This is a genomic window from Haladaptatus sp. AB643 (assembly GCF_024136975.1).
Taxonomy (GTDB): Archaea; Halobacteriota; Halobacteria; order Halobacteriales; family Haladaptataceae; genus Haladaptatus.
On record NZ_JAMYJW010000003.1, the window covers coordinates 408,232 to 422,475 of the forward strand.

The 14,244-nt window shown below is 60.5% G+C and carries 11 protein-coding genes; 8 read left to right on the forward strand and 3 right to left on the reverse strand.

What is annotated here, in order from left to right:
- The first annotated feature begins 201 nt into the window (after window positions 1-201).
- Genes NKF25_RS09215 through NKF25_RS09235 form a run of 5 tightly spaced genes read left to right on the forward strand, consistent with a single transcriptional unit; the run spans window position 202 to window position 6,007 of the window.
- Window positions 202-1,245, forward strand: a complete 1,044-nt coding sequence (locus NKF25_RS09215) for an ABC transporter substrate-binding protein (protein ID WP_253226382.1) — start codon at window positions 202-204, stop codon at window positions 1,243-1,245.
- A 4-nt stretch (window positions 1,246-1,249) separates the two neighbouring features.
- Window positions 1,250-2,890, forward strand: a complete 1,641-nt coding sequence (locus NKF25_RS09220) for an ABC transporter permease subunit (RefSeq protein WP_253226383.1) — start codon at window positions 1,250-1,252, stop codon at window positions 2,888-2,890.
- A 58-nt stretch (window positions 2,891-2,948) separates the two neighbouring features.
- Entirely contained in the window at window positions 2,949-3,890 is a 942-nt protein-coding gene (locus tag NKF25_RS09225; RefSeq protein ID WP_253226384.1) for an aminoglycoside phosphotransferase family protein, read from the forward strand.
- Window positions 3,891-3,950: 60 nt separating this feature from the next.
- Complete coding sequence (locus NKF25_RS09230) at window positions 3,951-5,270, forward strand: ABC transporter substrate-binding protein (protein ID WP_253226385.1); 1,320 nt, start codon at window positions 3,951-3,953, stop codon at window positions 5,268-5,270.
- Window positions 5,267-6,007, forward strand: a complete 741-nt coding sequence (locus NKF25_RS09235) for an ABC transporter ATP-binding protein (protein WP_253226386.1) — start codon at window positions 5,267-5,269, stop codon at window positions 6,005-6,007. Before NKF25_RS09230 ends, NKF25_RS09235 begins: the two co-directional genes overlap by 4 nt.
- Here the strand turns inward: NKF25_RS09235 and NKF25_RS09240 are convergent.
- Window positions 6,001-6,303: an amphi-Trp domain-containing protein gene (locus NKF25_RS09240; protein WP_253226387.1), complete on the reverse strand. Its 303-nt coding sequence runs from the start codon at window positions 6,301-6,303 to the stop codon at window positions 6,001-6,003. The genes NKF25_RS09235 and NKF25_RS09240 overlap by 7 nt on opposite strands.
- 93 nt (window positions 6,304-6,396) lie before the next feature.
- On the opposite strand from NKF25_RS09240, the gene NKF25_RS09245 reads away from it, so the two are divergent.
- Window positions 6,397-6,681 carry a winged helix-turn-helix domain-containing protein gene (locus NKF25_RS09245; RefSeq protein ID WP_253226388.1) on the forward strand — a complete coding sequence of 95 codons (285 nt, stop codon included), beginning with the start codon at window positions 6,397-6,399 and terminating at the stop codon, window positions 6,679-6,681.
- A 50-nt stretch (window positions 6,682-6,731) separates the two neighbouring features.
- Window positions 6,732-7,253: an HAD-IA family hydrolase gene (locus tag NKF25_RS09250; protein ID WP_253226389.1), complete on the forward strand. Its 522-nt coding sequence runs from the start codon at window positions 6,732-6,734 to the stop codon at window positions 7,251-7,253.
- A 1,013-nt stretch (window positions 7,254-8,266) separates the two neighbouring features.
- On the opposite strand, the gene NKF25_RS09255 is transcribed toward NKF25_RS09250, so the two are convergent.
- Together NKF25_RS09255 and NKF25_RS09260 are read right to left on the reverse strand one after the other, a co-directional pair.
- A complete protein-coding gene (locus tag NKF25_RS09255; protein ID WP_253226390.1) occupies window positions 8,267-10,501 on the reverse strand; it encodes a glycoside hydrolase family 3 N-terminal domain-containing protein in 2,235 nt (744 codons plus the stop codon).
- 168 nt (window positions 10,502-10,669) lie between these two features.
- The gene (locus NKF25_RS09260) at window positions 10,670-11,767 is read right to left on the reverse strand and encodes a TrmB family transcriptional regulator (protein WP_253226391.1); all 1,098 of its coding nucleotides are present in this window, start codon (window positions 11,765-11,767) and stop codon (window positions 10,670-10,672) included.
- A gap of 463 nt (window positions 11,768-12,230) precedes the next feature.
- Here NKF25_RS09260 and NKF25_RS09265 point away from each other — a divergent pair, with 463 nt between their 5' ends.
- Complete coding sequence (locus NKF25_RS09265; protein ID WP_253226392.1) at window positions 12,231-13,859, forward strand: ABC transporter substrate-binding protein; 1,629 nt, start codon at window positions 12,231-12,233, stop codon at window positions 13,857-13,859.
- The last annotated feature ends 385 nt before the right edge of the window (window positions 13,860-14,244 follow it).

Genomic DNA, 14,244 nt, shown 5'->3' on the forward strand with positions numbered 1-14,244 from the left:
AGGGATTCGTGAATCCTTTTTAAGGAATCGGGGAATCGTCCGCGCACGCCCGTTTCGTTCACGATCACTGGAAAACCATCGACCGATCGGGGTTGATTCGAAACGTCCGATCGTGATGTCGGTTCGATATAAAAAGGAAGTGGGAAATCTTTATCCGAATGTCCGTCGTCTGTCACTCTTCGCATGAAGGGGGAGAAAAACATGGGGCGGCGCCGAGCGTTGCAAGTCGCGGCGGCCGGAATGGGTCTCGGCCTCGTGGGAACGGCACAGGGAAGTCGAGCGACACGGAAATCGAACGCCGTGGACGTCATGCTGAACTGGAACGCGAATTCGACACAGGCGGGCTACTTCGTCGCCAAGCGAAAGGGGTTCTACGACGAACAGGGCGTGACCGTGACGGAGTTCGTCCCCGGACAGGGCGGCACCTTCGCGGCCAAGCAGGTCGGGTTGGGACGCCAAGGGTTCGGGCTCAGTGACGCCGCATCGGTGCTCACCGCACGAAGCAAGGGATTGCCGGTGCGGTCGTACGGAACCAGCCAACAACGGAGCGACGGCGTCGTTTACACCGTCGAGAAGGTGTTCGGTAGGAAACTCGAAAAGCCGAAACAGTTGCAGGGGAAGACGCTCGCCGCGCCGAAGGATTCGCCGATGACGACGTTGACGAAAGCGGTGTTGAAACGAGCGGGCGTGCTCGACAGCGTGAACTTCCTCGGTGTCGCACCCGAACAGCAGACGCCGATGTTGCTGTCGGGGAACGCCGACGCCGCCATCGCCATCTTCGACTCGCCCACCGCGCTCAGGCGGAAGGGGTACGACGCGTCCGCGATCCGACTCGCGGACTACATGCCGACCGTCGGTCGGACGGTCATCTCGCGCCCGAAGTTCGCCGAACGGAATCCGAAAACCGTCCGGGGCTTCCTGCGTGCGACCGCCAAGGGATGGGCGTGGGCCGCCAACAACCCGAAGAGGGCGATGGACGTGATGGTCGATGCCAAGCCGAGTTTGGCACAGTCCCGGAAGATGGGCGTCTTCAAAATCAAGTACACGACGAACAACCTCGTCACGGGCGATAACGGACGATGGGGCTGGCAACGGCCGAAGTCGTGGAACACCGTCAGCAAAGCGCTGTTCCGGACGGGTGTCGTGCCGAAAACTGACGTTCGGGCGGCGTGGACGAACGACTATCTCGATACGGAGTACGAGTACATCGAGTCGTACGAGGGACAAGTCGAGAGCGGCAGATAGCGGAATGGATTACACCCGGAGCGCCGACGGAGAAACGAATTCGAACGCGGGCACGGGATCCGAGTCGAACGCGAGCGGGGAATCCGAGTCGGACGGGGGCCAAACCCTCGGTCGTCTCCCGAACCGACTCGTCCCCATAGCGACGCTGTTGGGTAGCGTCGCACTCGTCGTACTCGTCTGGCGGTTCACCGTGGACGCACTTTCACTGCCGACCGTCCTGCTTCCGTCGCCGAGCGCGGTTTGGGTCGCGTTTACCACTCACGCCGGGTCGATGTATCCGCAGGTCGTCTACACCGGAACGGAAATCCTGTTGGGATGGCTGGTCGGCGTGACGGGCGGAATAACGCTCGCCGCGATAATGGCGCTCTCAGGCCGACTTCGCGCCGTGCTGTACCCGACGGTCCTCGCGGTTCGTATCGTGCCGCTCGTCGTGTTCGCACCCCTCCTCGTCCTCGCCTTCGGCGCGACGCTCACCACTCGGGTCGGTATCGCGGCACTGTTGACCTTCTTCCCGATGACGGTGGCGACGCTCGACGGACTCGGGTCGGTGCCTAAAACCCACCTCGACCTCGGGCAACTCGTGGATGCACCGGCGTGGCGACTGCTGCTGTCGATCCGACTCCCGTACGCACTGCCGGAGGTGTTCACCGGGCTGAAAATCGCCACGCCGCTCGCCGTCGAAGGGGTCCTCATCGCCGAATTTCTCGCCGCGACGAAGGGTGTCGGCTTCGAACTGCTGGAGACGGCACGCCTGCTCCAAACCCCGCTTTTGTTCGCGTATTTGGGTGTGCTCGCCGTCGGTGCGCTCGCCCTCTTCGGCGTGGTCGTCCGGACCGAGCGTCGCGTCGGGACGAGCGACGGGACCGACTCGCTCGGCGAGGCGTTCGTCACGGGACGGACGGTGGTCGAAACAGGACGGAGGGAGGTCGCCGGTGCGCTCGTCGCGCTGGCCGGAATCCTCGTCGTGTGGGGTATCGCCGCACGCATCGTCCCGAACGCCTCGGTGTTTCTCCCGCCGCCGCTCGCCGTTCTCCGGACGCTGATCGAATCGCCCGGGCTGTTTCTCCACGCGGGGTACGCGACCGGGACGAAACTGCTCACGGGATGGTGTTTGGGTGCGGGGGTCGGCCTCGCGCTTGGCGTCTGCATTCGTATCGTTCCAGGACTGGGAAGCGTGCTGTATCCGTATCTGGTCGGGTTTCGCGTCATGCCACACGTCGCGGTCGCGCCGCTCCTGCTCGTGTGGTTCGGCGTTTCCTTCGAGGCGGCGGTCATCATGATCGCGGCATCGACGTTCTTCCCGATCACGATCGGGACGGCGGCCGGACTCGCCGCGACGCCCGACGAACAACTGGCGCTGCTTCGCTCGGTCGATGCGCCGCTTCATCGGGAACTGCTGTTCGTCCGCCTTCGGAACGCCGTTCCCTCCCTGTTCGCCGGAATCAAACTCTCCGTCGTTACGGCCGTCGTCGGCACCGTCATCGCGGAGTGGTTCGTCGCCGAACGGGGGTTCGGTGTCCTCGTCCTGCAGGGAATGTCTGATTTCGCGCCAGCGTTGACGTTCGCGGCGGCCGTCTGCCTGTTTGCGCTCGGCGGCGGATTGTTTGCAATAGTTGCCGCCCTTCAATGGTACGTCTCGTGGTAATATCACATCGAGGGCCTCAAATAGTAATACGCACCCCGAACAAACATTCAGTGGGTCGATGGACGACAAAATCGCCTCGATAGTGGAGCGGGAAGTGGGAGAGTCCCCGTTCAGCGTCGTGCGAGTGGATGAGGGATTGCTCCACGAGACCTACGACGTGAGTTGCGAGACGGGACGATACGTGTTGCAGTTCGACTCGGATGGCGAACGGGACGACTCCCTCCGCCGTGGTTACAACTGTTACATCACGTTGTGCGATTCCGACATCCCCGTTCCCGAAGTCGTGACGGAGACGGTCACGTCGGACGACGGCCGAGGGTACACCATCGTCGAGAAACTCCAGGGAACCACGGGTGAGAAGGACATCTCACCCGAACGGACCCGGAACGCCGGGCGGGTTCTGGCGAGGATACACGAGTTCGAGCGCTTCGACGAGGCGGGATGGCTCCGATTCGAGGGACGGGAACTGTCCGTCGAGCGCTTCGAAGCGGAGGGTCTGCGGGAGTGGGTTCTGGAGAACGTCGTTGAGAGTTCGACGTGCCTGCGAAACGGGGGCTTGGAAACGGCCGGAACGGACGTCGAGGACGTGTTCGACCGGTTCGGCGGAACCCTCCCGGAGGCGTTTCGCCCCGTCTTCTGCCACAACGACTACTCGCCGGACAACGTCCTCTTCGAGGACGATGCGGTGACCGGAGTCATCGACTTCGACCGCGCGACCGCGAACAACGCACAGAGAGCCCTCGCGAAAGCGGCCAACTGTTTCTGGATGCACGACCCGAACGCCGACTGGAACGTCCGGGAAACGTTCTACGACGGATACCGGGAACGGCGAAACGTGGACAGTTCCTTCGAGCGAAACGAACCGCTCTACCGGGTGGAGACGCTCGCCAACATCGTCGCGGCACTGCTCCACATGGACGAGCTATCGGAGTACGAAACGGGGTTCTACGCCGAGCAGATTCGGGAGGCGGTCGAGCGGGCCAAACGGACGATACGGTAACGGACGGAAGCGCCGAAACGGGGGACAGAGTTTTACCGCCAGTTATTGCATGCTCTGTGGATGCGGGTTCGGGAGTTTCCGGTCTTGGGGGAGGCCGACCGATCGGTCGTCGACAGACTTGCGTGCGGGATTGGAGAACCGGCGGCGACGGTACTGGCGTATCTGTTGTGCCGAAGGGAGGAGTTCACGACGGAGCCTGCGTCGCTGCTCGCGGTTCGGATCGGAACCGGATCGAATCGAAAGGCGGTGCGGAACGCACTGGCCGAACTGACGGAACGGGAACTGATCGAGGCGACCACGGTTCGGGACGAGACACCCGGTAGACCGGCGACGAGGTGGCGTGCGACCGGAAGCGTCGAGGAGACGGTCGAAGCCGTGTACGACGAGCACGCCAACGAGTTGCTCGCGCGGGTGGGAGCGTTCCCAAACCGTCCAGAATCGAACGCCGTCGCCGAGTTAGACTCGACGGTTCCGGACGCCCCGATTTCACACGCCACGAACGCGTCGTTCTCGCTCGCGCTGAACTGGCGGCCGAACGGACTCCACGCGCCGCTGTTCGTCGCGGACGAGACGGGACTGTACGAAAAATGGGGGCTGTCCGTTCGGTTCGACGCTCACGAGGGGTCGCGGGCCGCGCTCGATGGCATCGTCTCGGATACTGCCGACATTGCGGTCAGCGGCGCGGCGACCGTCCTTCGGGCGCGAGCGGAGGGCGAGCAAATCGTCCCGGTCGCCCTGTTGTTCCAGCACGCCATGACGGCCATCTACGGACTGAGAACGACGTTCGACGGTCCATTGGAGCGCGCCGAACAGCTTCGTGGCCTCCGTATCGGGATGCCATCGACCGCCGAGACGGGGCTGCTCGGTCGGTTGTTCCTCTCGCAAGGGGGCGTCCTGAATGACGTGGAAATCGTGGACCTCCGTGGCGAGGAGCGTGCCGCGCTGCTTTCCGGAGCCGTCGACGCCGTCACGGGTTCGTTTTCCGACCCACGGAAACTACGGGACGACGGAATCTCGGTCGAGTCGATTCCCGTCGCGGAACGGTTTCCCCTCCCCGGTCCCGCAATCGTGACCAGCGAGCGGACCCTCTCGGAACGTGAACCGGAACTGGCCGCGTTCCTCGCGGCGACGACGGCTGGATGGACGACCGCCCGACAAAACCCATCCCGCGTCGAGGAGGCGGTCGAAGCACACGACGATGCCGAACCCAGTTCGCCCAGCCGAGAGCGACGAACGTTCGAAGCGGCCGTCGAGGAGTTCGGGACCACCGACGCGGTTCGCAACTTCGGATGGGGGTGGGGGGAAGCAGAGCTATGGAATCGGTTAGCGACCGCGCTCGATGGCGTCGGATCGCTCGGAAGCGAGGGGACCGAGCGATGATAGAACTGGACGAGGTCGGCGTTTCGTTCGGCGATGTAACTGCCCTCGGCGGCATCGAACTCCGGATACCGGACGGCGAGTTCGTCACCATCATCGGCCCGTCCGGTTGCGGAAAAACGACCCTGTTACGAACCGTCAGCGGGCTTCAGACGCCGACACGCGGGCGGGTTCGATTGGACGGACGCTCGCCGGACGAAGCGCGAAGCGAGGGGACCATCGGCGTCGTCTTTCAACAGCACACGCTGTTGCCGTGGAAGACGGCCCTCGAAAACGTCGTGTTCCTGCGACGGATGGCGGGAAAGTCGCCGAAGCGTGCCGACGCGCGCGAGTTACTCTCGACGATGGGGCTCGACGGGTTCGAGGGGAACCGTCCGGCCGAACTCTCGGGGGGAATGAAACAGCGCGTGGCCATCGCGCGGGCGCTCCATCTCGGTGCGGACGTGCTGCTGATGGACGAACCGTTCGGCGAACTGGACGAACTCACCCGCGAGGAGATGGGAATCGAAGTTCGAGACCTCTGGCGTCGGGAGCGAAAGACCGTCTTGTTCGTCACCCACAGCGTTCCAGAAGCCGTGTTACTCGGGGACCGCTGTGTCGTGATGGGGAACGATCCGGGTCGGATCCACACGACGTTCGACATCGACCTTCCCCGCCCTCGGGATGGGGGGATTTTCGACGCCGACGCCTATCAGGAACAGGTTGCGACGGTGCGAGCGTCGCTCCACGCCGATCAGTGAACGGAGAGGTCGTCGTCGGTCGTTGCCTCGGTGAACTCCACTTCGATTTCGAGTTCGTCCTCACGGCCGCCGGTGAACTCCACTTCGACCTCGATGGGTTCGTCGTACTCGAACGGAATCTCCCAGTCGCTCGTCGAAACCGTGAGCTTCGTCCCCGCTTCGATCTGATCGGCGAGTTCGCGGAGGAACGTGGCCGTCTGTTCGCGCGAAAGCTGGACTTCGCGTTCGAAGAACCCGTCGGTGACTTCCGATGGTTCCGAGTTGCCGTCCGTCGGGAGTTCGACGTTGTCGTCCATACCACGTCCACGACGGGGGGACAATTAAATTATCGTACGCCCGCGGGCAGTTCGTGGTGTGGTTCTTTGGGGGTCGCCGTCGTATCCGGTTCGATGTCACTGCTCGACATGCTCGGGAGCAAACCACGTCTCGAAATCCTACGGTTGCTCTCGCGCGAACCGATGTACGTCTCCGAACTCGCAGAGGAAGTGGGAATGGACGGGAAGACGGCCGTGCACCACCTGCGGGCGTTGGAGGGGGCGGACCTCATCGAACCGTACAGGCAAGGAAATCGAAAGTACTACCGGCTGACGAAGGTCGTCACCCTCCGTGCCGCGCCGTATCCGGAGCGGACGTTCATCGTCCAAGCGAGCGATATCGATGGCGGAACGGCTTGAGAATGAGTCCGGCGGGGAGGTTTATCAACTCGAACGTCGCACGGTAAGAAGTGACGGACGAATACGATGCGGTCGTGTACGACCTCGATGGAACGCTGGTTCGGCTCGCCGTGGATTGGGCCGCCGCTGCAAAGGAGATACAGCCGATAATTCGGGAACACGGCGGCGAAGCGACCGCGAACGATGCGCTGGATCTGTTGCCGGTCGCGGAATCGCTCGGTATCGAGGAGAAGATCGAACCGCACCTCGCGGCGGCCGAGCGCGCCGGGGCGCGGCGATCCGAACGACTCCCGCTGTTGGAGGAGTTCGCCGACGCGGAACGGCCGGTCGCCATCTGCTCGCTCAACTGTGAAGCGGCGTGCCGTCTCGCGCTGGAGGAGCACGGCGTCCCGAACGGAACCGACGTCATCGTCGGGCGGGACTCGGTCGCAGAACGGAAACCACACCCACAGCCACTGCTCACCGCCGTGGACCGTCTCGACGCGGTTCCGGAACGAACCCTCTTCGTCGGGGACTCGGACAGCGATGCGGTGACGGCCCGGAAGGCGGGAACCGCATTCCGGAGGGTGTGATCGCTACTTCGTGACCGGCACGTACCCCGATAAAGCGTCGATGATTTCGGATACCGAACCGGCATCAGTGGTCACCGGCATGGAAACGGAATCCAAACCTCGCCGAGCGGGTTCCAACGAACGGCGCAATATCACTCGAAAACTTCTCACGACCCTCGACGATCGATCCTGATTTGACGCCGCAAAAGAACCATTCAAGGTCGCCAACCCCACACAGTATTGTAGAACACTAACAAAATAGCTGCGGCGAATGTTCAATACCCACAGCATTCGGTTCGAGAAAATTCTACCCGAAGTTACGGATAGAGGCTCTATAAATCGGACATCCACCATTTTTGCCGAGTAAACGATTTACCGATCAGTCAGTTACGAAATTTTGATAAAATATTGGATTAGATTCGAATAGATGCATCCACAGCGGTATTTTTAGCGGCTCATTGGTGGTTACTGCTACGACAGGAGATTATTCCGCTTCGTATATTCGGTATTTATGAGTGAATGAATATTGTGTGTTTTACACAATATTAGTTGGTGAGGTCGATGATCGAACGAGCGGTCGATCGGTCGTTTCGATTCGATCCAGTACCACCACTACTGGTCTCGACGATATGGGAAAGCGAGATTATACGAACAGAGCTATGTCTGTAATGGCACGTGACATCGAGCGATGAACGTCGGTGTCCAGCGCCCCATGAACGGTTCCACATTCGAAAATGCCCACCGGGTGTGGAGTGATGGCCCGTTACGTATCGTAAGAATTCTGTCTATTGTTCCCCCTCGTAACAGATGTTTGAGTATTCTATCACCCTACTGTCTGCTATTTCTCCATTACAGTATGGGAATATAAAAATAATAATATTATAGATATGTATGGTCGTGGCCAGAGCGTGAACAGACGTTGCGACGACTAACCGGAACCCATCGTTTTCAGACGACATGCGGGGACAACGGCGACACTCGTCTCCGAGCGGTGTGAGAAAGTCCGTGAGAACTGCTGTTCGCGTGCGACGAGTTCAGTTCGAATCGACGCGGAGGTCGTGGACGTGTTCGCCGACGAAAAGCCGTAGTCGGCCGACGTCACCGTACCCACTGGGTTCGTGCGCGAACAGTCGGTCGTCGGTGGAGAGCGAGAACGAGACGGTCATGCGTTCACCGGGGTCGAGTTCGACACGTTCGAACCCCTTCAGTTCGCGCACGGGCGTCACGACCGAACTGAACTCGTCGCACGCGAACAACTGGACGACCTCACTTCCGCGCCGGTCACCCGTGTTTTCGAGCGAAACGTCCACCGTCACCGGTTCGTCGGGACGAATCACGTCGGACGAGACGTCCACGGAGTCGTACTCGATGGTCGTATAGCTCAGCCCGTAACCGAACTCGAACAGCGGGTCGTACGACGGGGGATGTTCGTCCGCGCCGATGGGATGCGGGTGCGGAAGGTAGTTGAAATACGTCGGGAGGCAGTCCGCCGACCGAGGCATGGAGACGGGAAGCCGACCGCCGGGTTCGCTCTCGCCGAAGAGCGTCCGAGCGATTCCCTCGCCACCGACGGTTCCGGGATAGTACGCCATCAGTATCGACGGTACGGTGTCCGCGAGCCATTGCACGGCGAGCGGTCGCCCCGTGATGAGCACCGCGACGACTGGCGTCCCAGTCTCCTCGACGGCAGCCACGAGTTCACGCTGTGACTCCGGGAGCGACAACTGTGACCGAGTCGGAAACTCCCCAGTCTCACTCGTCGTATCCATCGTCGGTCCGAACTCGTGGAGATACCAATCCTCGCCGAGCGCGAGGACGGCGACGTCCGCGTTCGCCGCCGCTCGCGCTGCCGCGTCGATATCGTCCGGTTCGTTGATACCGCTCCCCCGTTCGTGGGTGACGGTGACGTCCTCACCGACGGCGTCACGAATCCCTTCGAGGACGGTGGTGCCCGGCACGCCGTCGGGGTCGTTGCTGCTCCACCCGCCGAGTTGGTGGACGATTTCGTCCGCGTTCGGTCCGCCGACGAACACCTCGCCGATATCGTCGGAAAGCGGTAGGAGGTCTCCGTCGTTCTGGAGCAGCGTCAGCGACTTTTCGACCGCCTCCCGGGCGACCCGCTGGTGCTCCGAAGAGCCGAGCAGGTCCTCCGCGGTTTCGGGGTCGACGTACGGGTCCTCGAAGAGGCCGAGTCGGAACTTCATCGTGAGGATTCGCTCGATGCTTTCGTCGATCAGGTCCTCCGAGAGTTCACCCTCCTCGGCGAGTTCGAGGACGTGTTCGGCGTGGTCGGTGCCCGCAACCGACGCGATGTCGAGTCCGGCGAGTCGCGTCTGCAGTGCCGCCTCGATGGGAGAGCCTGCGGTACGGTGTTCCGCGTGGAGTTGATCGACCCCGCCCCAATCGGAGACGAGGAGTCCATCGAATCCCAACCCTTCGCCGAGAAGTTCCAGCAGGTAGCGCTGGGAGCCGTGAACCGGTTCCCCGTCGATGGAGTTGTAACACGGCATGACCGATGCGACGTCGGCATCCAACGCTTCCTCGAACGGGGGAAGAAACACGTCGTGAAGCGTCTTCGTTGATATCTCGACCGGCGCGGCGTCTTCGCCGCGAGTCGGGGCACCGTATGCCGGGAAATGCTTGGCCGTCGCGGCGACTGTTTCGGGGCTCGGACCGTCCCCTTGATATCCCCGTACCTTGCTCGCGGCGAACTTGCCGACGAGATACGGGCTTTCACCGAACGTCTCCCCGACCCGACCCCATCGCTGGTCCCGTGCCACGTCACAGGTCGGGGAGTAGTTTTGCGCGGCACCCGTCGCCCGCATCTCCGTTCTCGTTACGGTGGCGACGCGTTCGGCGAGGTCGTCGTCCCACGTCGCCGCCAGACCGAGGTTGTTCGGGAACACCGTCGCCTCCTTGATGTAGGCGTGGCCGTGGATAGCGTCGGCACCGAAGAGGAGCGGGATTCCGAGCCGCGTGTTCTCCTTGGCGTGCCGTTGGAGTTCGTTCGCGGCTTCGATGGCCTCCGAAGCGTGTTCGTTCGGCGAACCGCCCCAACCGAACGGCGCGACGGCACCGACGTGGTGGTCGTCGATTTCGTCGATGACGTCTTCGATTCCGTGTGGCCCATCGTCGAGCGTCCCGATGTACGATCCAGTGAGCTGTCCGACCTTTTCTTCGAGCGTCATTCGGCCGATGAGGTCCGTGACTCGCTCTGCTGTCGAGACCGATGTCTCTGGTGGTGAATGGCTTTCTTCTTGCTCCGCCATGAGCTATATTTTTGTGTGACCTGTTAATAACCTTTTCTTGGGATACCGTCCGCCGCGTACATCGAGTTCGTCGCGTACACAGAGTTCGGTCCCGAACATCCATCCGACGAGGGTCCTCGGGTCGCTACGTGACTACGGACGGTGAGATCCGAGAAATTTCGACACTCACTACCGTCCGGGAATTCCGTCCCAAGACGAGGTGTAATCGATGTCCTCCAGCACGATCCGGACCGCCTCGATATCCTCGTAGACGGCACCCCAACTCCCGATGCTGTACGTTCCGTCCTCGTTCGCCATCTGGACTCGGACGAATCCCGCCAGTTCATCGTACGACGGACGTGTCGTCGAGCGATGCACGGAAGGATACAGTATGTCCGTGACGAGGCCGGTGATTTCGCAGTCCTCGTTACGATCGATCCAGAACCCGTGGACGGTAGCGGTAATGCGTGCGCCGTCGGCTTGGAGGGCGACGGCGTCACGGACGAACTCCTCTAGGGTCATGTAAACGCGTGCGACGTCCGAATCGACGTACACGGTGTCCCAGAGGGACCACAGACAGGTCTGAAAGTACCAGTGGAAGATGAACGAGAGGATGTAATCGTCGATGAGGACGCCGAACGGTCGGTTCGCCCAGTCGTTCGGCGTGAAACACGTCATCGTGCGGTCGACGATGGTCAGGAACGGGCCGGGAATATGACACACTCGAAGCTCCGAGAGGGTTTTTTCGAGGTCGATAGCCGTGAGCCAGTCGTCGGACTCACCGTCGGGATACACGGTGGCCCGCACCACGACATCGCGTTTGCGTGCGTCCTGCAACGCGTTCGTAAGCGCTTCGAACTGCTCGACGGTCACCGAGAGTTGGATGAAACTCTCGGCATCACGGATGAGGTCTCGGGCGCGGTCGATGACGGTATCCTCGTGTTTGACCACGCTCACCATGTGTGAACTGAGCGACGGCCGCCGCCATCGATCCTCGATGGCGTCCGCCGCTTCGTCCATCATCTGGCCACGGGAACGGAGTTTCTGGAGGATCGACACGGGGTCCTTCGGGCGAGCGTGGAGCGTGTCCTGTTCGAGGGTCTCGATGTACCCCTTTTGTTCTAGCGCCCGCAACACGTCGTAGATTTGGGATACCGGGACCGAGCACTGATGTGCCACCTCCACGGCGGATGCCATCCCCTGTTCGAGTAACGTGACGTACGCATCCGACTGATACGCCGTCAACTCCGCTTCCTCGAGGGCTTCCCGGAGCCTGTCATCGTCCATGTCCAATAGACGCGCAGTCCCCACGAATAAATTTTCTCACTGTTTGGAGAGATATTTTCATATGGTTTCGCACGTGATAAACGAATTCGAATTCCGTCTCACGTTCTACAGACCTGGATTCGTATGACGACCGAACCAAGTTATTTCTCGATAATCGACTTTAGAACGACCGTATCCAATCAGATTTAGTTTGAAAGTGGATGTTTGTCTATTGATCCATCGAATAATAAGTGTAGAGTATTCAAACCACATATTTTATTATCAAGAGGATTCTATCATTGATAGTAGTATAATGATGGACAATGACAGAGATCTCCGAAACATGATTAATCGTCGGCAATTTGTCGGTCTCACCGGAATGGTAGGTGCGACCGCACTCGCGGGCTGCACAGGTAATTCCGATGATGGCTCCTCGAAGGGCGGTTCTGGCGACAAGAATGTTCACGATGTAAAACACGTGGATATGGCAAATCAAGTGCCACAGAACATTCAGTGGAACATCAGCAACCCGTCGAGCGCCGCACAAATCTCACACTACTACCTCTTCGATGCGTTCGCGAAGTACAATTACGCGAAAAGCAAACTCGTCCCCTACGGCATCACCGATTGGGAGTTCGGTGACAACACGTTCAAACTCACCCTCCGCGACGGCCTCACGTGGGCGAACGGCGACGACGTGACCGCCGACGACATCGTTACCCAACTGAAACTCGGGATGTACACCGGTTCCGGGTACGGGGATTACACGAAATCGGTCGAGGCAAAGGACGACAAGACCGTCGTCATGCACCTCGAAAACCAAGTCAACAAATCCATCGTCAAATTCCAAGTCCTCTCCGACAACCAGATTCGGCAGCCGAAAAGCGTGTTCGGCAAGTACGTCGATAAGATCGAGAAGAACGAGAAGGAAGGGACGCGAGCCCTCCAGGACTTCGCGTGGAAGAAGCCGATTGCGAGCGGTCCCTTCGAGTTCAAGCAGGCGACGACGCAGGAACTGGTGCTCACACGGCGGGACGACCACCCCGACTCGAAGAACATCAACTTCAAAACCTACGCCTTCCGGTACATCAACGGGAACGAGCAGGCTCACCAGTCGATGATCGCCAACCAACTCGACTCGGTGTACAGCATGTTCACGCCGCCGCGAATCGTCAACCAACTCCCGAAGAACTGGCAACAGGTCAAAACCCCGGCGAACTGGGGCTACGGGTTGGTTCCCCAGATGGACCACAAACACACCGGAGACCGCGCCGTTCGACAGGCCATCGCGTACGTCATCAACCGCGATGCGGTCGTGAAAAACGCCGCACCGGAATCGAAACAGGCACCGAAATACTCGATCGGAATTCCGTCGGGCGACCAGGAGCGCATCCTCGGGGATTCGGCCAGCAAGTTCGAAACCTACGGCCAGGCGAGTTCCGAGACGGACAAGGCCGCCAAAGTGCTGAAGAAGGCGGGATACAAGAAACAGGGCGGCAAGTGGCACGACAGCAATGGAGACATCGTCAACCTCCCCGTTCAGGTGCCATCCGACTGGACGGACTGGGTGACCGCGGCCCAAACCATCGTGGACCAGTTGAAGAGCTTCGGGTTCAAATCGTCGGTCGATTCCCGTAGCTACGGGACGCTTTCGGGACAGGTTTGGGCGAACGGGGACTTCGTCCTCGCGTCCGGGTCGTGGCTTCCGGGCGGCGCGCAAGCGTCGTTCCCGTACTTCTCGCTCCGGTACCAGTTGCTGGAGAACAGCGGGTACACGTACAACTACCCGCCAGCGAACCAGAGTCGTGGCGGGAAACACGCCGACGCGACGGTCCCGTCCCGAACCGGTTCGGGCAAGATGACGATCAACCCGGCAAAACGCTTGCAGGACCTCTCACAGGCGACGGACGAGAAGAAGATCAACGAGATCATCCTCGATCTGGCGTGGGTGACGAATCAGGACCTCCCCATCCTCGCCGTCGCGGAGAAACAGGACCAGTCGTTCCTCTCACGCGACCACTGGGAGGTCCCCGAAGACGGCTCCGATATCGAGCAGGTCAAATGGCCCGAATCGTGGGCGGTCCGGTTCGGCAAGAACAACTACAAGCCGTAGTAGTCCAACGGCAGGTGAGTCCCCCACCATCTTTCTTCGGACGGGGGCTCGGTATTTCACTACGGCACTCCGGCGGAACGAAAATCTGTGCAAACATTTATTTACGATCGATGTCCAATTTGCATTGGGTATGAGAGACAAATCCATAGGCAGCAGTGACGTATTTAAATATCGGCGCATTCGTATGCCGGAAGATACCACGGGAGGGGTCACACCCGCTGGATGTGGTCTCGACCTCGGTTCGAGGAGTCTTTGCTCCGGATTCGAGCGAACGAACGGGACCGAATATTCGAATTTGGCATGAGAAGTACACGATAGTGATAAGTTTGTAATATGGTCAACTATTATTTGAAACGGACGGGACGAGCGATCTTCACGCTGTGGC

What these genes read in the sequence shown, in the direction of transcription:
- NKF25_RS09215 (WP_253226382.1), top strand. Translation starts at nt 202, where the DNA reads ATGGGGCGGCGCCGAGCGTTGCAAGTCGCGGCGGCCGGAATGGGTCTC.
- NKF25_RS09220 (WP_253226383.1), top strand. Translation starts at nt 1,250, where the DNA reads ATGGATTACACCCGGAGCGCCGACGGAGAAACGAATTCGAACGCGGGC.
- NKF25_RS09225 (WP_253226384.1), top strand. Translation starts at nt 2,949, where the DNA reads ATGGACGACAAAATCGCCTCGATAGTGGAGCGGGAAGTGGGAGAGTCC.
- NKF25_RS09230 (WP_253226385.1), top strand. Translation starts at nt 3,951, where the DNA reads ATGCGGGTTCGGGAGTTTCCGGTCTTGGGGGAGGCCGACCGATCGGTC.
- NKF25_RS09235 (WP_253226386.1), top strand. Translation starts at nt 5,267, where the DNA reads ATGATAGAACTGGACGAGGTCGGCGTTTCGTTCGGCGATGTAACTGCC.
- NKF25_RS09240 (WP_253226387.1), bottom strand. Translation starts at nt 6,303, where the DNA reads ATGGACGACAACGTCGAACTCCCGACGGACGGCAACTCGGAACCATCG.
- NKF25_RS09245 (WP_253226388.1), top strand. Translation starts at nt 6,397, where the DNA reads ATGTCACTGCTCGACATGCTCGGGAGCAAACCACGTCTCGAAATCCTA.
- NKF25_RS09255 (WP_253226390.1), bottom strand. Translation starts at nt 10,501, where the DNA reads ATGGCGGAGCAAGAAGAAAGCCATTCACCACCAGAGACATCGGTCTCG.
- NKF25_RS09260 (WP_253226391.1), bottom strand. Translation starts at nt 11,767, where the DNA reads ATGGACGATGACAGGCTCCGGGAAGCCCTCGAGGAAGCGGAGTTGACG.
- NKF25_RS09265 (WP_253226392.1), top strand. Translation starts at nt 12,231, where the DNA reads ATGGCAAATCAAGTGCCACAGAACATTCAGTGGAACATCAGCAACCCG.